The sequence below is a fragment of the Peredibacter starrii genome, from assembly GCF_034259205.1.
Classification (GTDB): Bacteria; Bdellovibrionota; Bacteriovoracia; order Bacteriovoracales; family Bacteriovoracaceae; genus Peredibacter; species Peredibacter starrii.
The window spans coordinates 3,818,430-3,838,138 of record NZ_CP139487.1 but is presented as its reverse complement, the minus strand read 5'-3'; the positions used below and the strand labels follow the sequence as shown (position 1 = coordinate 3,838,138).

25 protein-coding genes and 1 tRNA gene are annotated in these 19,709 nt (G+C 42.0%); 14 read left to right on the top strand and 12 right to left on the bottom strand.

Going from position 1 to position 19,709, the window contains the following annotated elements:
* Positions 1 to 12 precede the first annotated feature (12 nt).
* From SOO65_RS19220 to SOO65_RS19205, 4 genes are read left to right on the top strand one after another with little or no spacing between them, the layout of a single operon-like run.
* Complete coding sequence (locus tag SOO65_RS19220) at positions 13 to 708, top strand: hydrolase (protein WP_407677026.1); 696 nt, start codon at positions 13 to 15, stop codon at positions 706 to 708.
* Positions 709 to 766: 58 nt separating this feature from the next.
* Positions 767 to 2,536: an amidohydrolase gene (locus SOO65_RS19215; RefSeq protein ID WP_321394377.1), complete on the top strand. Its 1,770-nt coding sequence runs from the start codon at positions 767 to 769 to the stop codon at positions 2,534 to 2,536.
* A gap of 1 nt (position 2,537) precedes the next feature.
* The gene (locus SOO65_RS19210; RefSeq protein ID WP_321394373.1) at positions 2,538 to 2,897 is read left to right on the top strand and encodes a c-type cytochrome; all 360 of its coding nucleotides are present in this window, start codon (positions 2,538 to 2,540) and stop codon (positions 2,895 to 2,897) included.
* 48 nt (positions 2,898 to 2,945) lie between these two features.
* On the top strand, positions 2,946 to 3,440 hold the full coding sequence (locus SOO65_RS19205; RefSeq protein WP_321394370.1) for a hypothetical protein: 495 nt from the start codon (positions 2,946 to 2,948) through the stop codon (positions 3,438 to 3,440).
* Here SOO65_RS19205 and SOO65_RS19200 read toward each other — a convergent pair.
* Positions 3,424 to 4,785, bottom strand: coding sequence for a sensor histidine kinase (locus SOO65_RS19200; protein WP_321394367.1), 1,362 nt, complete (start codon positions 4,783 to 4,785; stop codon positions 3,424 to 3,426). The two genes, SOO65_RS19205 and SOO65_RS19200, sit on opposite strands and share 17 nt — an antisense overlap.
* Before the next feature lie 399 nt (positions 4,786 to 5,184).
* On the opposite strand from SOO65_RS19200, the gene SOO65_RS19195 reads away from it, so the two are divergent.
* Together SOO65_RS19195 and SOO65_RS19190 are read left to right on the top strand one after the other, a co-directional pair.
* Complete coding sequence (locus SOO65_RS19195) at positions 5,185 to 6,045, top strand: hypothetical protein (RefSeq protein WP_321394364.1); 861 nt, start codon at positions 5,185 to 5,187, stop codon at positions 6,043 to 6,045.
* Positions 6,046 to 6,204: 159 nt separating this feature from the next.
* Positions 6,205 to 6,414 (top strand): hypothetical protein, encoded by a 210-nt coding sequence (locus tag SOO65_RS19190; RefSeq protein WP_321394360.1) that lies wholly within the window; start codon positions 6,205 to 6,207, stop codon positions 6,412 to 6,414.
* Positions 6,415 to 6,435: 21 nt separating this feature from the next.
* Here the strand turns inward: SOO65_RS19190 and SOO65_RS19185 are convergent, their stop codons facing one another.
* The gene (locus SOO65_RS19185; protein ID WP_321394356.1) at positions 6,436 to 7,089 is read right to left on the bottom strand and encodes a DUF2461 domain-containing protein; all 654 of its coding nucleotides are present in this window, start codon (positions 7,087 to 7,089) and stop codon (positions 6,436 to 6,438) included.
* A 53-nt stretch (positions 7,090 to 7,142) separates the two neighbouring features.
* On the opposite strand from SOO65_RS19185, the gene SOO65_RS19180 reads away from it, so the two are divergent.
* Positions 7,143 to 7,487, top strand: coding sequence for a nuclear transport factor 2 family protein (locus tag SOO65_RS19180; protein ID WP_321394354.1), 345 nt, complete (start codon positions 7,143 to 7,145; stop codon positions 7,485 to 7,487).
* Here the strand turns inward: SOO65_RS19180 and SOO65_RS19175 are convergent, their stop codons facing one another.
* From SOO65_RS19175 to SOO65_RS19165, 3 genes are all read right to left on the bottom strand, one after another.
* On the bottom strand, positions 7,488 to 8,024 hold the full coding sequence (locus SOO65_RS19175) for a hypothetical protein (protein ID WP_321394351.1): 537 nt from the start codon (positions 8,022 to 8,024) through the stop codon (positions 7,488 to 7,490).
* Between the two features lie 251 nt (positions 8,025 to 8,275).
* Positions 8,276 to 8,938 carry a hypothetical protein gene (locus SOO65_RS19170; RefSeq protein ID WP_321394348.1) on the bottom strand — a complete coding sequence of 221 codons (663 nt, stop codon included), beginning with the start codon at positions 8,936 to 8,938 and terminating at the stop codon, positions 8,276 to 8,278.
* 134 nt (positions 8,939 to 9,072) lie between these two features.
* Positions 9,073 to 9,149: transfer RNA gene (locus tag SOO65_RS19165), tRNA-Asp, on the bottom strand.
* A gap of 136 nt (positions 9,150 to 9,285) precedes the next feature.
* Between SOO65_RS19165 and SOO65_RS19160 the strand changes: the two genes are divergently transcribed.
* Together SOO65_RS19160 and SOO65_RS19155 are read left to right on the top strand one after the other, a co-directional pair.
* Entirely contained in the window at positions 9,286 to 10,038 is a 753-nt protein-coding gene (locus SOO65_RS19160; protein ID WP_321394345.1) for an SDR family NAD(P)-dependent oxidoreductase, read from the top strand.
* 2 nt (positions 10,039 to 10,040) lie between these two features.
* Positions 10,041 to 10,277, top strand: a complete 237-nt coding sequence (locus SOO65_RS19155; protein WP_321394343.1) for a hypothetical protein — start codon at positions 10,041 to 10,043, stop codon at positions 10,275 to 10,277.
* Here the strand turns inward: SOO65_RS19155 and SOO65_RS19150 are convergent.
* Complete coding sequence (locus SOO65_RS19150) at positions 10,274 to 10,861, bottom strand: exopolysaccharide biosynthesis protein (RefSeq protein WP_321394340.1); 588 nt, start codon at positions 10,859 to 10,861, stop codon at positions 10,274 to 10,276. The genes SOO65_RS19155 and SOO65_RS19150 overlap by 4 nt on opposite strands.
* Positions 10,862 to 11,029: 168 nt before the next feature.
* Here SOO65_RS19150 and SOO65_RS19145 point away from each other — a divergent pair, with 168 nt between their 5' ends.
* Positions 11,030 to 11,962, top strand: coding sequence for a TerC family protein (locus SOO65_RS19145; RefSeq protein WP_321394337.1), 933 nt, complete (start codon positions 11,030 to 11,032; stop codon positions 11,960 to 11,962).
* A gap of 33 nt (positions 11,963 to 11,995) precedes the next feature.
* Here SOO65_RS19145 and SOO65_RS19140 read toward each other — a convergent pair whose 3' ends face one another.
* A complete protein-coding gene (locus SOO65_RS19140) occupies positions 11,996 to 12,394 on the bottom strand; it encodes a TM2 domain-containing protein (RefSeq protein ID WP_321394336.1) in 399 nt (132 codons plus the stop codon).
* The gene (locus SOO65_RS19135) at positions 12,394 to 12,834 is read right to left on the bottom strand and encodes a hypothetical protein (protein ID WP_321394333.1); all 441 of its coding nucleotides are present in this window, start codon (positions 12,832 to 12,834) and stop codon (positions 12,394 to 12,396) included. The genes SOO65_RS19140 and SOO65_RS19135 overlap by 1 nt, the downstream gene beginning before the upstream one ends.
* Positions 12,835 to 12,939: 105 nt before the next feature.
* On the opposite strand from SOO65_RS19135, the gene SOO65_RS19130 reads away from it, so the two are divergent.
* Complete coding sequence (locus SOO65_RS19130) at positions 12,940 to 13,695, top strand: sterol desaturase family protein (protein WP_321394330.1); 756 nt, start codon at positions 12,940 to 12,942, stop codon at positions 13,693 to 13,695.
* On the opposite strand, the gene SOO65_RS19125 is transcribed toward SOO65_RS19130, so the two are convergent.
* Positions 13,692 to 14,057, bottom strand: coding sequence for a DUF1634 domain-containing protein (locus tag SOO65_RS19125; RefSeq protein ID WP_321394326.1), 366 nt, complete (start codon positions 14,055 to 14,057; stop codon positions 13,692 to 13,694). The two genes, SOO65_RS19130 and SOO65_RS19125, sit on opposite strands and share 4 nt — an antisense overlap.
* A complete protein-coding gene (locus tag SOO65_RS19120) occupies positions 14,054 to 14,872 on the bottom strand; it encodes a sulfite exporter TauE/SafE family protein (protein ID WP_321394323.1) in 819 nt (272 codons plus the stop codon). Before SOO65_RS19120 ends, SOO65_RS19125 begins: the two co-directional genes overlap by 4 nt.
* Positions 14,873 to 15,000: 128 nt before the next feature.
* Between SOO65_RS19120 and SOO65_RS19115 the strand changes: the two genes are divergently transcribed.
* Both SOO65_RS19115 and SOO65_RS19110 read left to right on the top strand, forming a co-directional pair.
* On the top strand, positions 15,001 to 15,930 hold the full coding sequence (locus SOO65_RS19115; RefSeq protein WP_321394321.1) for a J domain-containing protein: 930 nt from the start codon (positions 15,001 to 15,003) through the stop codon (positions 15,928 to 15,930).
* Positions 15,927 to 16,190, top strand: coding sequence for a chaperone modulator CbpM (locus tag SOO65_RS19110; protein ID WP_321394318.1), 264 nt, complete (start codon positions 15,927 to 15,929; stop codon positions 16,188 to 16,190). Before SOO65_RS19115 ends, SOO65_RS19110 begins: the two co-directional genes overlap by 4 nt.
* Here the strand turns inward: SOO65_RS19110 and SOO65_RS19105 are convergent.
* On the bottom strand, positions 16,187 to 17,770 hold the full coding sequence (locus SOO65_RS19105) for a hypothetical protein (RefSeq protein ID WP_321394315.1): 1,584 nt from the start codon (positions 17,768 to 17,770) through the stop codon (positions 16,187 to 16,189). The genes SOO65_RS19110 and SOO65_RS19105 overlap by 4 nt on opposite strands.
* A 366-nt stretch (positions 17,771 to 18,136) precedes the next feature.
* Between SOO65_RS19105 and SOO65_RS19100 the strand changes: the two genes are divergently transcribed.
* Positions 18,137 to 18,496, top strand: a complete 360-nt coding sequence (locus SOO65_RS19100; protein WP_321394312.1) for a hypothetical protein — start codon at positions 18,137 to 18,139, stop codon at positions 18,494 to 18,496.
* Here SOO65_RS19100 and SOO65_RS19095 read toward each other — a convergent pair.
* Positions 18,493 to 19,671, bottom strand: a complete 1,179-nt coding sequence (locus tag SOO65_RS19095; RefSeq protein ID WP_321394310.1) for a hypothetical protein — start codon at positions 19,669 to 19,671, stop codon at positions 18,493 to 18,495. The two genes, SOO65_RS19100 and SOO65_RS19095, sit on opposite strands and share 4 nt — an antisense overlap.
* Positions 19,672 to 19,709: the final 38 nt, after the last annotated feature.

The window sequence follows — 19,709 nt, the reverse complement described above, 5'->3', positions numbered from 1 at the left end:
TATATGAAATTTATGAATCTAGTTTTCGCTGCAGTTTTAACTCTTGGTGCTTCTTCGGCCGCTTTCGCTGGTAAACCAGCTCCGGGCCTTTTAACTCCAAAAAACCACACTTTGATCCTTATTGATCACCAGCCTCAAATGGCATTTGCGACTCGCTCAATCGATATCGCTGAACTTCGTAATAATGTAACGGGTCTGGCAAAGTCGGCAAAGGTTTTCAAGGTTCCAACAATCCTGACTACGGTAGCGGAGAAGTCTTTCTCAGGACCGATCTTCCCGGAGCTTCAAGCGGTTTTCCCGGACCAGAAACCCATCGATCGTACAACCATGAATACTTGGGAAGATGATCGTGTAACTGACGCTGTTAAGAAAACAGGTCGTAAGAAAGTGGTGATCGCGGCCCTTTGGACTGAAGTGTGTGGTGTGATGCCAGTTATGTCGGCCATCAATGAAGGTTACGATGTTTACTTCGTAGTAGATGCTTCTGGTGGGGTATCAACTCCAGCTCATGAATATGCTGTTCAACGTATGGTTCAAGCAGGTGCTCACCCAATCACTTGGATCCAGTACCTTCTTGAAATGCAAAGAGACTGGGCACGTGGCGAATCTTACAACGACGTAATGGGTGTTGTTAAAGAACACGCTGGCGGTTACGGTCTTGGTGTGATCTATGCTAAAGAAATGTTCGGTGCTAAAGAAGGCAAATAATACTAACAAAATCATTAAATGGACCGGTTCGCCGGTCCATTTTTTTTCCGGGACACATATGAAAAAGCTATTAGTTGGATTAACACTTGGACTTATGACGGTAGGCGCCTGCACGCATCAGGATCGCGACCAAAAACAAGCAGACATCATTATTAAAAATGCGAAAGTTTTCTCTCATAAACATGGATTCAATCAGGCCTTCGCTGTTAAAGACGGCCGTTTTTATAAAATTGGTACCAATGTAGAAGTACTAGAACTCCAAGGACAAAATACAAAGATCATCGATGCAAAAGGGAAGACCGTTATTCCTGGTCTCATCGACACCCACATGCACCCAATCCGAGCTGGTTTGAACTACAATCTTGAGCTTCGCTGGGATGGCGTAAAGTCATTGAAGCAAGGTCTTCAGATGATTCGTGAACAGGCCAAGCGTACTCCTAAAGGTGAATGGGTGCGTGTTGTCGGTGGATGGTCTCCTCACCAATTCGAAGAGAAGCGTATGCCGACTCTTGCTGAGTTGAATGAGGCCGCAGGAGATAAACCACTGTATGTGATGTATCTTTACTCAAGAGGATTCTTAAATAAAGTGGGACTCAAAACACTTGGATACGATAAGAAAACTAAGTTTCCGGGTGGCCAGGTTGAGTTGGATAAGAATGGTCAACCGACTGGACTTTTACTGGCAAAACCAAGTGCGTTCATTCTTTATAAGACTCTAGTGGCGGCCCCTAAACTTAAAAATCGTGAAGAAGAAAGAAATTCAACAATTCTTTTCTTTAGAGAGCTAAGTCGTTTTGGTCTTACGACTGCAATTGATGCCGGCGGCGGTGGGTTCTACTTCCCGGAGGATCACCGTATTGCTAAAGAGCTTTACGATGAGAAGGCCCTTCCGGTTCAACTTCCGTACTTCCTGTTTGCTCCGACTCCAGGAAAAGAACTTCAGGACTTTGAACGCTGGACTAAGATGATCTCGCCTGCGAGTAAGCATGAACTTTCTCACATAGTTCCTTATCATTTAGTAGGCGGTGGTGAAAACTTAACTAATGCGGCAGCTGATTTTGAAAATTTCCTTGAAGCACGTCCTGATCTACCGGCCAATATGGAAAGTGAATTGAAGCCCATCTTGAAACTTCTCTTCGCCAATCATTGGATGTTCCGTATTCATGCTACATACGACGAATCCATCAATCGCGTACTGAATGTCGTTGAGGAGCTAAAGAGAGAGGGTGGACCGTTTCCTGAAAGATTTATTATTGATCACGCAGAAACAATTTCAATGAAAAACTTAAAGCGTATCAAGGCCCTTGGTGGTGGTATTTCAATCCAGAACCGCATGGCATTTCAGGGTGAAGACTTTATTAATCGTTACGGTGCTGAAAAGGCGAAAAAAGCTCCGCCGATTAAGGACATTCTCGATTTAGGTATCCCACTTGGATCTGGTACTGATGCAACTCGAGTTTCTTCTTTTAATCCATGGGTTTCGATGTACTGGAAAGTAAGTGGTAAAACAGTGGGCGGACTTAAGCATATGGAAGGTCTTCCTCGTGAAAAGGCACTGTATCTAATGACTAAAGGTGCGGCCTGGTTTTCGAGAGAAGAAATGGTTAAAGGTGATATCAGTGTTGGAGAAGTGGCAGATTTCGCGGTTCTTTCGGAAGATTATTTCCAGATCCCTGAAGAAAGAATCAAAAACATTCAGTCTGTAATGACTGTGACTGAAGGGAAGATTGTTCATGGTTCAGGTGACTACAAGTCTTTCGGCCCTAAAGTTCTGCGTGCCATTCCTGAATGGTCACCAGTAAACTACTTCGGTGGATACCAGGACTAATATGAAACTCTTAACTTTGATTCTTATGTTTTTAATCGTGGCCTCTGCGGGGGCCACCGAAATTAACCATCTCATCGATTCTCAACCTGCTGATGTATTCACCAAAGGTGAGAAGGTCTATAAGCAATATTGTATGGCCTGCCATGCCCCTTCAAATATCATGGTTTCGTCGCCCAAGTTTGGAGACCGTAAGGACTGGGGTGAAAGGCTCGCCAATAATAAAACTCTCGAAGTATTGGTTAAGAGTGCGGTGAGAGGAAAGAATGCCATGCCGAAGAAAGGGCGTTGTGTGAACTGTAAAGAATCTGACTTGAAATCCGCCGTCTTGTTTATGATGAGGGGAGAAGTCGCCACAAATTAAAAAGTATAGCACTTTCATGTGCTGATTTTGTGTGAAACAATTCCTGTTATGACTAAGGCCTTAAACATATATTTACTCTTTATCCTGATAAGTTCCTGCGCTCATCATAGTGAGGCCAGGTTTCAATCATTACTTTCTCAAGGTAAGTGTGAAGAGGCGGCCAGAAGTTTACCGAACTTCAAAACTCATAAAGTAACCGAGTTTGGTCTGACCGCTTCGGATACAACGGCAACGATTGCTCTCTCTAGATCTAGACTCATCTATTTTGTGATTGATGGAATTGTGATCCCGACTTTGTCCTGCATGCCTGCGGGACCTGGATTTATAGGATCTGCATCCATGTACCAAAAATGTTTTGAGAAGCTTCATGGAGCTTCAGTGCCAGAACGATTTCGTTGTCCCGATCTTAGCACTGAGATTAATCAGTTGAATAAAGTGACTCAATGTTATGAAAAACGCGGAGATGTTAAGAAGTCGCGTGAGCAAAGAGAATTACTTCAGGATAAAAATGCGTTTGCTGGCTGCCTTAGTGAGTTGAACTAGGTATCTGAAGAATAAATGTCGTTTTATCTGCTAGTGAATCAAAGACCAGATCTCCACCATGCTCTCTCATAAGACCATGTGAAATACTTAGACCAAGACCAGTTCCTTTCCCAATGGCCTTCGTAGTGAAGAACGGCTGGAAAAGTTTAGATTCCACTTCTTTCGTAATGGCCGCACCTCCATTACTTACCTGAATAAAGATGACTTCATTGGCCTGTCTGAACGAAATTCTGACCCATCTTTCTTCAGGATTAATCTCTGATTCTAAGGCGTCCTCAGCGTTCTTAATGAGATTAATAAGAACCTGGGAAATTTGAATCGGATGGCACTCAATCTCCACGTCTGGAATAGGATCAATGAGAAGCTTGATATAACGGGCCCTTAGCATTTCACTGCAAAAGCTGGTTGTATCGTGAATGATATCTTGAATCGGAGTCACAACTTTAGGTAATGAATCTGATTGCTGAGAAAAGTGTCTTAGACCTTTAATAATTTTAGTCACGCGATCAATCGACGTTTGTGACTTGGCCGAAAGCCTTAGAATGGTTTCAGGATCAAATTTTCCACGTGATACTAATTTTTCAATCTGCTGAATGCTGCCGGAAATAATCGCGAGAGGATTATTCACTTCGTGGGCAATACCTGCTGACATTTCACCCAGCGCCGCAAGTCGAGAAGTATGAACTAGTTTTGTGGTCTGAGAAATAAGCGCATCCTGGCTTCTTTGTAACTCTTGGTTAGAGTGCTCAAGATCTAGTTGGTAGTTCAGTCTTTGCTTTATGTGGGAATTGTAGTCTTTAAATTGTCTCAATTGGTACAAGAAGTACATGATGTAGATTGGAATCAAGGGAAGTGCATCGACCTGTTTGCCACTATAATAAAGCACCGCGATTACTCCCAATTGAGGAAGTAATAAAATGCCCTGAAATGGTAAAAATAAAAGAGCGTCGTAGGCAAGACTTACCAGTGATGCCGCCACAAAACCGGCAAGCATCGTGGTTGCAGCAATAAAATGAATTCCACTTAGTTTCAATTCGTATGAGGCGAAGTTGAAGGCCAAAGACCATCCGAGTGCATTCATCCAAACGTAGAAGATCATGTAGCGCCAGTGTTGAGCGCTCACATGGCCAATTTTATTAATTTTCTTGGCCAGCATTAAACGCAGAATTGAGACAGTGAAGACAACAATCATCGAAAGCTTGATGATCAGTTCATATTTAGTGCAGCCAAAGCAGTAGAAGAAAATAAAGATCGCCCAGACGGCAAATGCAGTCGAACTTTGCGTACATTTATAAGTTACTTCCTTACGAAGTAAGTTTCGAAGTTCTAAATCTCTGGGATTCATGCGCAGGATTATAGCGTTTTTTTTGATGGAAGGTGGTGTGTAAGTTTTTTAAAACCACCTAAAGAAATCCTTAAGGAGTTCAAAATCGGGCAGAAGTTGGGAAGTTGCTAAGAAAAACTTAAAAATTAGAGGGACACTCTTCAGTAGAAAGACTGAAATAGGCCCTGTAAGACTTAAGAGAAATTTAGAGTTCTAAGGACAAGGGAATTCCGGAAAAGTATAGAGCAGTGATGGGGAGAAGAGTTTGTATGGTTTTATTTTAATCCTGCAATTAAGTTTTTTTCACAAACATTCCACTCTCGTTAAGTTTTCATGTGAAAGTTTCATTCGTAAAAAAAAATGTTTCTGAAATTATTTTTCCTCGATAGAAGGGGGAAACCTACAGCGGGAAACTCTCACATGAAATTTTTTTTACTTCTCTTTTTTGTGACCACAAATCTTTGGGCACAATCGACTTCCACAATTGATTTCAATTTTCCTTCATGGGAAAGACTTCGTTCTCGAATGAAAATCGGTTACATGAACTTTGCAACAGGTCCCTCGATAAAGAAGTGGGACGACAATGAAATCTCAGATCAAGGAACGAAGAACCGAGAGCCAGTGGCAATGTATCACTCTTTTAACTCTCGTATTAATCTCGTGGGACAAAATGATCTCTTCATTGTTCCAAGATTTGTGACGGCAATGGGTGATCCTGGAGATCTAAGACCTGAGCAAGATCATCACACAATGATGATGGATGATTGGGATCTTGGTTTTTATCGAACGATTGTGAAGAACCAGTCTCTGGATTATGGCATCTCGACGACCTACCGTCAGGCCTGGAGTGTGAAGACAAGAGACAATGAGAAGGTCGATCATTTTTATGTTTTCACGAACTGGTTAAACTGGGCGCTCTCTGATAATTGGCGCCTTCTTCATTGGTCGAGTTTTACTTATTATGACTTCAAACCTGAATCGACTATCGAACGCTATCGTTTCAATCTGCGCTCGATCATGAGCTATAGTTTTACAGACCGTTGGAGTTCTCAGATTGGTTATGAAATCGATATGCAGCACTTAACCCCCCATGATAGTTCGAATGCTAAACATCGTGATGCCAATTTCTTTAAGCGCTATCACTCTTACATCACCGCAGGAGTAGGTGTTAGTCCCATTCATCACTGGACTTTCATGCCTTATCTTCGAGCAATGGATGAAAGAAACATTCGTAACGAGACCCTGGCCTTGGGGTTCATGATCTTCGGAAGAGTCTTATAGAGCCACTGATATGTGGCTCTTTTCTAACTTCCAATACTTATGGAAGTATCTGTTTTCTAAACAAAAAACTGTATCCTATTGAATTGTCTCTTTTTGTTATTTCTTTTGAAATAAATCCTTCTTTTGGACTTACTCTTAGGACTTCCCATGGAGGTACGTATGTCGAATAAAGTAACAAAGACAAAAGTAGCAGCTATGAATTTAGCTTCAGCAGATGGTTCCGCGGCGATTGGAACTTATTCTGCGTTTGCCGCTTTTGGAATTGCTACAGCGGGAAATTTAACGGGTAATATGTATGCCGCCGTAGGAACGACTGCACTGGCCTTAATAGCTTTTTTGGGTTTCAAAAAATACTTAGATGAATCGTAGAATGTGGGCCGCATAGGGCCCCTATACTGATCCCTCGTACAAGAAATCGTTCAATGGCTTCATCAATTTAAAATTCTTATCTACCAGCTTTCCAAATCCCGGTTTCATCACATCACTTACATCTAGCTTCTTCGTCACCACAAAGCTTTTAAGCTTAATTAGATCGATATGAGGAGTGTCCGCTGAAAAGCCCTTAGGCGGACGAGTAAGAGCACTGTCCATGCCTAGAGATCCGAAGGTCTTTTTAAAGGCCTTATCCTTCAATATGGCCTCTAAATCATCACCTGAATTCATAATATGACGTCGAAGCTTTAAAAGGCTTGGGGCCTCAGGCATCCATACACCGCCAGCTACGAAAACCTCTTCTGGTGCTACGTGAAGGTAGTAGCCAGGAAGATCACTCTTTTTACCACCGTATGAGAAGTAAGCACCCATATGGGTCTTATAAGGTCGCTTATCGTCGCTGAAACGGATGTCGCGATTAATTCTGAAAGTGCAGTTTTTGGGCTCTAGGAAGGGAAGGCGCGAGTCCCATTCACTGATGCGTGCGATAATTTCCTGAACCAGAAATTCAAACTCTTTCTTGGCCACAAGATATTCATCCTTGTGAGCATGCATCCATTCAGTCTTGTTGTTCTTTTTAAGTTTTTTTAGGAAGGCGATGGCGTTTTTCATAGGGTAAATAAATCAGTTGTGACTTCTGATGTAAAGAAGCGACGAGGTGAATAATGCAGACTCCAAAAGAAGTACTTTTAAAGTGGTTAGAACTTTTCAATAAGGCCGATGCGAATGGTATCGCTGAGCTTTATCACCAAGACGCTATCAATCATCAAGTGGCACTGACTCCCGTTGAGGGTAAAGAAAATATTCGTCAGATGTTTTTAAGAGAGTTTGGTTCTGCTGAGATGGTTTGTATTGTGGAGAATATTTTTTCAGATGGAGAGTGGGCGATTCTAGAATGGAAGGATCCGAAGGGGTTCAGAGGATGTGGGTTCTTTCACATCCTCGATGGGAAGATTAAACTGCAGAGAGGGTATTGGGACAAGCTTTCGTTTGAAAGATTATATTCCTAATCAACAACCTCCATTCATCGAGAATGAGAAGTCATAATCGGGGTCATCATTCCAAGTTGAAGAACTGTATTCCCAGACTTCACCATAAATGTCGAAGAAAGATCGATACTGCATCGTCATTTCAAAATTTCCCCCAGTGCTCTCAAGGATTAAATAATAGTCGGTGCCAGATGAAAGTCTGCTTCCATTAAAGTTAAAACTTACTTTTCCTGTATTACTGACTGAACTGGAAACGATTGTAGATTGGGCAACCCTTGTTGATCCTGTAGGACTTCCATTTCCTCCCTGGTGAACAGACATTGTTATGCTTTGAGAAGTAAGTAAATCCATTTCAAGAGTAATTTTGGTGAGAGCTGTACTCCTTGTAAGCTTGAAACGCTGAGCGGCCTTCTCGCCAGGTACAAAAGTTGCTGAATAAATTCCACCAAAGTGTTCTTCATAAAAGGAGCATGACATTCCATCATCATCGTCTTTTTTGTTACAACTTATTAGCAGAAAGAGGGCCATCAATGGGATCATTATTAACTTCAGAGACATTAAAACCTCATTCAATTTATTTCTTATATTTTGTCTGAATAATTGAAGTGGGCAAGTGTGGCGTTTTCTGAAGCTTGATATTTGATATTCCTAAATTTAAATTTAGGAATGAATGAAAATTTCATTTTAAAGAGTATTAGAGGCGAATTAGATATAGGAAAAAACTTCCGAGCTCTTAAGATTAGATATTGTAAATTTGCGATTAAGAAAAATTATAATAAGGGCCACCATTCGATGGCCCTTATTATAATTTAGTTTTCTGTCAGGCAACTTTTTGCACCAGTTACGGCATTCGTTAATTGCGTAGAGAGGCTTGGACGTGCATTCCAATAAGAAGAATGCAAATTGCCCATATCTTCAATTTTTTTTAATGAATTCAAAAATTCTGACTCATTGACCTCTTCACCCTTGGATAAAGTTTCAATTGCCCTCTGAAAGAAGTTATCAAGAGAATCATACGCACCGAGAATGCCTCTCATTAATTCGAAATATTGTTTGTTTATTTTGGTTTGTTGAACGGAAACATCCTCGACTGCTGTTTTACAAACTCCAGCGTGATTATCATCAAGGCAGAAAAAAACATTACTGGCCACGTGACCAATGTAATTGGATTCTCTTTGAAATTCGATCCAAGTATTTAAGGTCTGAGATTTGTAATTCAGAGTCTCATTTCTCCATTGATGTAGAAGGTTGATCTTCTGTTTCATATCAACTGCATCATAGGCCTTCTTAAAATTCTGATTCAACTGATGTAATGAGCTGATGAGAGATAGTTCCCGCAATGTTTTAGGGATGTTCTGATTAATCATTACCTGGGAAAGGTCTTCCATTTCTCTAAAGTCATCCAGGCATCTGCCCTTGGCAAATGTTGTCGAAGAGATGAGTAAAAGTGCAGAAACCAAAAGCGTTCTCATATATATTCCTCAAGGATAGTTTTTGAGTCTTTTTATGCTAGCTTGGGGTAAGAGTTCAACTTAAGTAAAAGAAATTCGTAGGCAAAAAAAAAGGTCATCTTTCGATGACCTTTGATTTAATTCTGAAATAAAGATGGCGGGAGAGACGGGACTCGAACCCGCGGCCTTCTGCGTGACAGGCAGACGTTATAACCAACTTAACTACTCCCCCAGAATGTTCAACAAATATAAAGACCCGGCGTGTTCTCGTCAAGGATAAATACTCAAAAAATCTTTTTTTGAGGTGCGGCATCGTAGTTGGGAATCCCAAATCGTGCTAGAATTTTGAGACTTAAAAAGGATTTTAAATGAAAGCTGTTTTCATCACCGGCGGAACCACCGGAATGGGCATGGAGCTCGCCAAACTTTACGCCAAAAAGGGCTGGAAAGTCGGGGTTTGCGGTCGAGATAAAACAAAATTCGATGATAACTTTCAGACTGAGAAGGACCAAATCGCCTTTTATCAGGTGGACGTCGCTAATCGAGCTGAATTAAAGGCCGCCATTGCGGACTTTTCTAAGTCTATTGGCCTGGATCTCCTCATCGCCAATGCCGGAATCGGCTATAAATTTAAGACTAAAATCCCGGATTTCGATTGGAGCTATAAAATGGTCCATGTGAACTTTCTGGGTGTTATGTATGCCTTTGAAGCCGCTCTGGACGTAATGGTCCCAAGAAGCAAAGGCCAGCTGGTGGCGATCTCTTCCATCGCCGGTTACAACGGTCTTCCTGGTGTTTCCGCTTACAGTGCTACAAAGGCAGCAGTTCAGAAGTATTGCGAGTCTCTGCATCTGGATCTTCGTCAGTTCGGCATCAATGTAACCTCGATCTGTCCGGGTTTTGTGGACACACCACTTACTCAATCAAATCACCACAAAATGCCGTTTATTATGTCAGCGCCAAAGGCCGCTGAAAAAATCGCACATGCCATTGAGAAAAAGAAAATGGTCTATGCATTTCCATTTTTCTTCGCAACCATTGTTCGTATCCTTGGAATGCTCCCTCGTACCTGGTACCGGGCCTTTATGAGCTTCAAGGCCGTAAATTATAGTAAGGAGTAATCATGAAATTCTTTATCGTTCTAGCTCTTGTCGCTTCATCTGCTGTTTATGCTGCCCCAACTGCTACGAAGAGAGCGGCACCTGTTCAAAAAGAAATGGAAGCTGCAAAAAAAGAAACAGCTAAGTCTCAAAAGAAAGAAGAAGATTGCGATGATAAGGCGAAGAAGCCAATCGAAATCAAAGAAGAGACAATCTCTCTTAGCGGCAACACAGGTTGCTCACTAGATGACGCTCACTAAAGCCAGTTTTGAATTTGTTCTTTAAGTAAGGCATACGAAAGCATCGCCATCCACATAACCGTGATGGTGATGCCGTGGCCGATCAGAATCAGAATAATATCTTCCTCCAAAAGTCCCACACAGATCATAAAAATGCTTAATGCCGGAATGAGATTCGAGAAGGGAATCGGTAATGGCAAAGAAAGAAAGGCGGCCGAAAGTGTGATCGCCAGACCACAGATAATGTGGCTCACTCGAGTATTCGTAATAGGATGTTTGTAGGCGGAGATCTTTGAAGTAAAACGGCTAAACTTTACCGCCGCCTTATAGATCATCTCAAACTTCTCGTGAGTGATGTTCACTTCTCTTAACTTCTTAGTCAAAAGAGGCCTGCTCCAAAACATGAGTCCGATTCCTTGAAGAAGAACAATCAGCCCCAGAACACTTGAAAGACCTGGAATCGGGATGGGCTGCATGAAGGGAAGGATTGCCACTAAGCAGAGGATCAGAAGTGCTTCACCTTCAACGTGTTCAACGATTTTGCCCAAAGTTATCTGGGGTAAATCGCGAACTTCCTCTAAGGCACTGACAAGACGAGCACTCATTCTTAATCCAAGGTTAATAACACCTTCATAATAAGTGAATTTGCGCTGAAAGCAAGCTGTTGTATGTTGTCTGCTGGCCTTTGAAACTGATGCTGCAGCACATTTTTATGTCCAATTTATTTGGCTGCTTAATAGAATATAGAGTAACAAATCGTTTGAGGAAAAATTATGTATCATGAAACGTCTCTCGCTGTCTGGGTAGGATTTGTTATCTTTATTCTACTCGTGCTTCTCCTGGATCTAGGGGTCTTCCACAAGAAGTCCCACACTGTCGGGTTTAAAGAATCCATCATCTGGTCAGGTGTCTGGATTGCACTCGCGCTGGCCTTTGCGGTCATCATTCTTTACTGGCGTGGCCAGGAAGATTTTATGTTGTTCCTCACCGGTTACGTCATTGAGAAGTCTCTGTCCGTGGACAACCTCTTTGTGTTCTTGTTGATCTTCGGATTCTTTAAAATTCCGAATCAGTACCAACATAAGGTCCTATTCTACGGTATCTTAGGTGCTCTTATTATGCGCGCCTTCTTTATTTGGGCGGGTATTGCGATCCTTACCAAGTTCGAATGGGTCATCTACATCTTCGGTGCGTTCCTGGTTTACTCTGGAATCAAGATGCTTATGCCTCATGCCGACGATCATGATCTTGAGAAGAGCTGGGTGATTAACTGGACGAAGAAAATCTTCCCGACGACTCCACACTTCCATGATGATAAGTTCTTCGTGAAGCTCAACGGAGCTTGGATGATTACTCCGCTTTTCATTACATTGATCTTCGTAGAGTTTTCGGATCTAGTGTTCGCGATTGATTCAATCCCGGCAATTATTGGTATTACGAATGATCCGTTCCTGGTGTTTACGTCTAACGTATTTGCGATCCTGGGACTTCGTTCTCTATACTTTGCTTTGAAAGGCTTTGCGGACATGTTCCATTACTTAAAGTATGGTCTTGCCCTTATCCTGATGTTCATTGGAGCGAAGATGCTCATCATCCACTGGTTCCATATGCCAGTGGCCGTAACCATGGCCGTGATTTTCACGGTACTTCTTGGTTCGGTACTTCTGTCTATCTGGAGTAATCGTAAGAAAGCAAAGAATGCTTAAAATAAGAAGGGCCCGAAATAAACGGGCCCTTTTTTATTTCAGTAAATTTTGTTCGTTAACTATTTCGTTCATGTTGATAAAATCATAGACCCAGCCAACTCCCAAGAGTCCACCTGTACAGAGCCAGATAATTCCTGAGACCCATTTTCCAAGGTAAAACCGGTGAACACCGAAAATCCCTAAGAAGGTGAGAAGTAGCCATGCCACACTGTAGTCATAGCGTCCGGGTGCGAATTTGCGATTAGATTCACGCTCCATACCTGGAATGAGAAAGAAATCGATGATCCAACCTACGCCCAGTAAACCAAATGTACAGTAGTATAAAATTCCAGTCCAAGTCTTGCCGTAATAGAAACGATGAGATCCTGTGAAACCGAAAATCCAAAGTAAATAACCTAGTGGGATTGAGTGAGTTGATGCGCGTTCTTCCATTAGTTCCAATTTAGTTGAAGTTCTTCCTCATTTTTAAAGGGGAGCTCCTTAGGAGTCAAAACTAATCTTTTCACATCTTGCATGCGCGCGCGAGATGCACAGGTTCGAAGAGTGTGACTCCAGGTTCTCTTTTTTCCAACTGGAACAGAGGCCGGGTCACGTTGATTGATGGTTAATAGATGATACTGAGATTTTTGGTCCACTACTGCCGCCATCCAGTTAAAAGGCTGAACTGCTTCAGATCGAGTTCCCTTGGAGTGGAGAGTGATGACGATGCAAATATCTTGGTCAGTGATGGTTTTAACAGCGGAGGCAGTGATTTTTCCTTTGGCCATCGAGGCCGAAGCGTAAGGAGAGGGTGCAGGTGCGGCCGGGGTCTTTACGGCTTTTTGAGCGCAACCAGCTAAAATGATTAAACAAAGAAGTCCTGAAAGCCTCATGCTTTCCTCCTGTCCTTATCAGTTTATCAAAGAATGCCCCTACATGGGACCGGGACAGTTTTTCCACACTTCGCAAGGATTCAGTCGCGGCTAGAATTTAGGTATATGGAAGCACTGAAATACCAAGACATCGAAACCATCATCCTTGTGGCATTTGCCCTGTTCTTTTTTGTCATGGAGAGGTTGGCACCAAAGCATGCAACTCTGGATGCTAAGGCGCATTTGAAAACTGATATTCTGGCGTTTGTGTTTCTCGCGATAAGTGTGAACTTCTCTCGTTTTGTGGTTCCATTTTTTTATGATTCGATTGGATTTAAAACGTTGGGTCTTTTAGAAGCAACTTTGACATGGCCCTTTTTCTTGAAGCTTATCGGTGCCCATCTTATTTCAGATTTCATGCTGTATTGGATTCATCGCTTTATGCATAAAGGTGGTTTTCTCTGGAGAACTCATCAGTGGCATCATTCTGCAGAGGCCCTCTATTGGTTCTCGGGTTTTAGAACTAGCTTCATGCATGCATTTATCTATGCGTTCCCTCAAGTCTTAGTAGGGTTTTATATTTTCAAATTCACTCCACTGGAGCTTGGAATTGGATTTGGGGTAGGAGCGGTATCAAACCTCTTCACTCATTCTAATCTAGCTCTTCCTAAGTGGATGCCACTTCATTGGGTGTTTGTAACTCCAGACTTTCATCATCCCCATCATTCACAGATGGGAACTCAGAATAAGAATTTCGGAAACGTATTTACGTTTTGGGACCGACTCTTTGGAAGCTATGTTGATCCTAAAAAAATCCGTCCGGACTTTAAGTACGGTCTAAAAGAGAAGCCTAAGAACTGGCGAATGATGATTGGGCTTTAGTGCTCGAATCCGAAAACAAAGCTGATAATAAGACCAAACAAAACCAAGAAGGCGACACCGGCCAGAACATATTCTTTTTGTTTCAAGAATAGAAATCCAGTTAGTGTTACGCGAATCAGTGGAAGACTAATGAGTACAATGAGACCGAAATAAGAAATGAGCGCACCATAATTCTTGCGCATAATATGATGTTGAATCATGTCCATGAATGGAATCTGATCGTAAGTAGAGAAGTTAAAGAATGGATTCGCCGTTAGTTTAAATTGCATCATCCAACCTACGAACATGAAGGCAGCGGCAACTAAAACACCGACACGAAGAAATTTAGAAATTTTAAGTTCTAATGATTCAATTTCGTTCATGCTTTAAATCCTTTCATCACCATCTGAATTGCCACTGCAACAAGTACAACAACAAAGATTTTTCTGATCTTATCGGCCGGCATTTTCGGCATGACTCTAGCACCAACAAATGAACCAATAATAATTCCAAGAGAAACTGGACAAGCAATTTCCGGACGAATATCACCTTTCATGAGATAAGCGCCGGCACTTGCAGTTGCGGTCACACCAATCATGAAGTTAGAAGTTGCTGATGAAATTTTCATCGGAATTTTCATCGCTCCATCCATTGCCATCACTTTGAAGATACCGCTTCCGATACCAAGTAGTGCGGAGAAAATTCCAGCGAAGAACATAACAAATAGTCCAAGCGGAACGTTTGCTACATGATAATGAACAAGTTCGCCAACTTCATTGTTAAATTTTCCACCCAAGTTTAATTTCTCTGACCATGGATGATTCACTTCAGCTCGAGAATCTCCTTTTTTCTTCAGCATTGAGATGGCCGAGAAGAGAAGGAAGCCACCAAATAAAAAGAAGAGCCACTTTGATTGAATGTAAGAAGAAATAAAAAAACCTGCAATCGCTCCGAAAACAGTACCAACCTCTAAAAGAACTGCCAGACGTAAATTCGTTAGATGATCTTTCAAGAAACTTGCAGCGGCCCCAGAGGAAGTTGCGATGATGGAAATAAGACTGGCGGCAATGGCGTAACGAATATCAACTCCGAAGAAAAGTGTCAGAGCTGAAACAACAATAACACCGCCTCCTAGACCTAACAGAGCACCAAGAAATCCACCAAAAACTGAGATTACAAGTAGGAGAATAGAATACATGAGTCGAGTATAGTCCTTATTCTTTGATAGGGAAACAGCTCTAAGACGTTAATATGGATTAATTTGTGACAATCTAGGTCGTGTCATTGCTCTCTGAGCAATCTGAAAATGCAAGTGGAGGAAATCCCATGTTTGATCCATATGCGGCCTTGGGTGTCTCTAAAACTGCCACTCAAGATGAAATAAAAAAGGCCTATCGCGCTCTCGCTAAAAAACATCATCCTGATTTGAATCCAGGAAACAAAGAAGCTGAAAAAAAATTTAAAGAGGCCTCACACGCTTTTGATTTAATCGGAACTCCTGAAGCAAAAGCAAAGTTTGATCGAGGCGAAACTCAGGAGCATGAACAAGCGAGATATGAGGAGGCCTTTAAGCAAAGACGCGGACCATTTTATTATAACACCCAAGAGGGAAGCGATGGTGGACGTTACACGTATTCGTTTCAGGACGATATGGGTGACGAAGATCTTTTTGAAGCATTGTTTGGTTCAAGAGGAAAGCGCGGTCAAAGAGGTCAGGCGCGCGGAGGTTTTCCGGGTGAAGATCAACTCTTTCAAATTGAAGTTGAATTTGAAGAGGCCGCTTTGGGGGCTGAAAGAATTATCACATTACCGAATGGAAAAAAGTTGCAGGTAAAAATCCCTGCAGGAATTGAAGAAGGAAAAAAACTTCGCTTCACCGGTCAGGGTAGTCCCGGAATGGGAAATGCTCCTGCGGGTGATTTATATTTAGAAATCAAAATAAAACCCAAAGAAGGTTTCAAGCGCTCTGGCAAAGACATTGAAACCGAGGTCGCAATCAGTCTGTTTGAGGCATTAGTAGGTGGTGAAGTACCAGTCAAAACTCTGGATGGCACTGTCATGTTAAAAGTTCCGTCTGGAAGTTCAAGTGGTACGAAAATGAGAGTGAAAGGAAAAGGTGCGGGCAGTGGAGAGTCACGTGGAAATCTTCTGGTGGCACTTAAAGTAGTTGTCCCTAAGCATCCATCTCCTGAGTTGGTCGAGGCGATCAAGCCATTGGCCGAAAAATTTGCTTACGATCCAAGGACATCGGTATGAAGCTCAGACGTCGCATAGAAGAAGTATGTGTTATGTGCGGAACCTCTCAGGAGATCATTCTGCACTTCATTGAAGAGGAGTGGCTTCATCCCATCGATCGCGAACACAGTGTATTCGATGATGAAGATGTGGCACGTATAAAACTCATTGTGGAGCTTAAAAATGAATTTGGCGTGAATGATGAGGCGATACCAATCATCCTGCATTTAATAGATCAGTTGAATGCATTTAGATCATACAGAAGAGAAATTGAATCCTAGATACTGAACTTATTTCCGCACTTACGGTTGAGGAAATTCACCAGATCGTTATCGTTCTTGTAACGGAATGATGTGTCTCCACCCCAGAGTTGTCCGGCCGGAACTTCGCACTTCTTACCATTTTGGGTAATAACGGCATTACCTTTGATCAAGCGAGGGTCTTCACCTCGACGATCTACTCGGATGCTGATGCCGGAACCTGCATAATCAAGAGGGGCTGGCTTACGCTGAAAGCGATCAGGATTTAAATCCACTGGTCTTTCTTTAATTACGCCGGCCTTTACTTCTTTCGTTTCTTTATCAAAGACCACTTTCTCACCCGTCGCGAGAGTCACATGGACGTCACCATTGATCACTGCAACGTCTGGTTTCATTCTTCTTGGGATAAGCATCACTACTGATTCCATGAGTTGAGAAAGTCTTCCTGAACCAGCATCATCTGTGACCCAAAGATAAGTCTCTTGTTGAGAATTATCCTCACTCACGAAACGCCATTCACGCATAACTTTTTCTTCTGGATCAAGCGGAGTGCCGGCAATTTTATTCGGGCCCACGTTTGAGAGAACGAAGCCTGTCGGACGAAGATCAGATTCGTTTTGATCTTTCATATAGGTCATGTCCCAAGCTTTATCTGAACCTGGACGTGAAGTCGTATATTCAAGTTTAATCGGACGAGGTTCCTCACGATCAAAAGGTTTTCCCTTTGTCTCCGGAGGACAATCAATGATTGAAACTTCTTCTTTAATTTCGACAATACCTTTATTAACCAGCTCAACTGACTCAATGAGAACTTTCTTCTGCTCTTCATCAATCACTTTCTCGCCATCAATCACAACAATAGGCTCAGTTTTTACAACAATTTCTGTTTCGTCTGGTTTTGTTTCTTCGGGCTTTTTCTCATCTGGCTTAGTTTCTTCAGGTTTTGTTTCAGGCTTCTTTTCTTCTTTTGGTTTCACATCAAAGTGACGAAGCTTCCCAACAGTTGCCTTCAAGCGAGTACACATAGGAGTTGAGGCCTGTTTTCCTTCAGTACAAATCTTGTCCGCGAAATCCATGAGCTCGAGGAGTTGGGCCTCTTTATTATCGGCCTTCACTTCATTCACCACGTCTTCCATGGTTTTTTTAGAGGCCGCGAATTTCTTTGTACAGTTTGAGAAAGCTAGACTTCTCTGTTGTTGAGTTCCCGTAGGTACACAAAGACCCTTACCGAACATCATTGGCTGACAATGCATCTGATTTGATGAGCAAGGTCCGTTGTCATAATCGGGATTATTTCGACCAGGAGAAGAACACAGATTGCTTACACGCTTTGAAGGCCAACCCGCATAAATACAGTTCATGCCTTCAGTGGCCCAGGCCTCATTTATAAGAAACTGCCACATCGTTGTTTGTCTGAGTTTCCATTCTTCGTATGTGGCCGCTTCTTTTTGAGACAGCTCATTATAGAAGACCTGGTATCCAGTCAGGAGTTGTACCTTCCCGTACTTATTAGTCACCTTCCACGCGTGTCGACCGGTGCTGGTCTGAGACCAGCTCGTAAACGAGCACAGGAATACTAGTGCGGCGATAAGTTTAATCAAGGTTCCTACCTTTACCTATGGCGTATCGGAATATGTCAGCAAAACCTATACTAATATAATCGGGTCGGGTTTATGGATGTATCCTATTGATAATTTGGGCTTTAATCCAATCGGCCTAAATCTTTTCAATGAGTTAAACTGAGCATTCCTGGGCAGTAAAAAAAGTTTTTTACGATTGGAATGAAACTGTGGAGGCCCATTTTCCACAATCCATACTCATTGCACTTTTTAGGAGTATTGGAGAATTTCTAGTACTTCACCTGTCTATTGATCAGAGCTTTTTGTTTCGGCATATCTTTCCTAGCATGATTCAAAAAATTCTCTGTGGCAAAAAGTAATCCTCGAAGGTTTTATTAGGAGGAACTTATGGCAGAACAACAGAAGAGCAGTGAAATGACAGATTCTCTATCAAATGAATTGGTAGAACTGTTTGATATGAAAAAGGCCAGGATCAGAGAGGACAAAGAACTCACGGTAAAGGCCAATGAAGCTCAAAGAGATATTCGCTTACTTAGCCTGATGTTTCGTGATGGCATTCCTGATATTACGATGAGTGTGAACGATACCGAGAGCATTCGCTGGTGTGAACGTTCTCAGCAATTGATTTATATTCAAGGCGACAATGCCCAATTACTAGAGGCCACGAGTAAGGAGGTCAGAGTGCGTATGAGACCTTTCTTAAAGGACCTGGTTAAGAAGGCGAAGGACTTCTATAACGATCATTAATTCGTTTTGCTGATAAATTTCTTGCATGACTCTAGTTTGGAATTATAGGGGGCATCACAATATTTGAGAATATTGTCCCGATAGTAAACCTGTTCTGCCTTATTAAACTTCGTTTTTCTATACCCTAAAAAGCAACTCTCAATATCATTTGGACATGAAAGTCTCAAGCGAGTGGGGGTTGCATCTTTTGAAGCGAGAGCTTCTGCATAAAAGGCCAGACGACAGCTATAGTTACTTTTGCTTTTACAGTCCTGATCCCACTGCTGATAAACTAACTTTAGAGTTGGTCCTGATTTAGCGAATAATACATTTATATCACCTTCGCGTAAGACAGTTGCTTTTGCTTGAGTCAGCTCTTGGGTGATCTCATCTTGGTAGTTTTTAGCATAGATCCCTGAGTTATCCATATCTGAAATTCGTGTAGAGAGACCAACTTCAGAGTTTTCTAAATGATGAAACGAAACCGTAAAAAGCGAGACCGTGGTGATCATAAAAATGATTAACCCAATAAAGGCCAGTTTCTTTCTAGAGTAATAACTTTTTAGCGTTTCAAGGGTCCCAAGGATAGAGATAGTGATGAAGAGACTTAAAAAAAACGGTCCCAGGACGTTAAAAGGTACATAACCTGAAACTGCATCCAGGAGAGTTCCTGTATAGTGAATGAGTATAGACCCGCCTATTAATCCGCCAAAAATGTAAGCGAAATGTTTATTACGTTCTGCGCTCGTTTTATACTGACGAGCTTCCTGCAGTTTATTCTGATCAAAAGAGAAGATACCAAAGTGAAAGACGATCAAGACTGCTACTAATACAAGGGCCGCGAGTAAGAATCCGGAAGGAAGGAATTGTTCTGGCATTCCCGATGGCGATGGGATGAAGAAATCATCCCAGGTCTCTTTGACTTCTTTCCAGAAAACGATTGTCGTATACAGACCAAGGAGACTCAAAGTCAGGAGCGTCTTAATAGAATTTACTGCCGCGTTGATCAGGATAAGATGACTCTTCTTATGTGGTGTCATCAACAACCAATGAATATTCCCGGAAACTGTAATAGAGGGTGAAACAGAGGAGAGCATGGGGAATATGAGATACATGATGAAGATCGGAAGAAAACTTGAGTTTGGCATAAGGTAAGCAAGAACTGATGAAAGAACGACTGCTGCCAGAAAATACATCAGGATCAGTTTGAATATTCTCGGTAGAAAAAAATGAA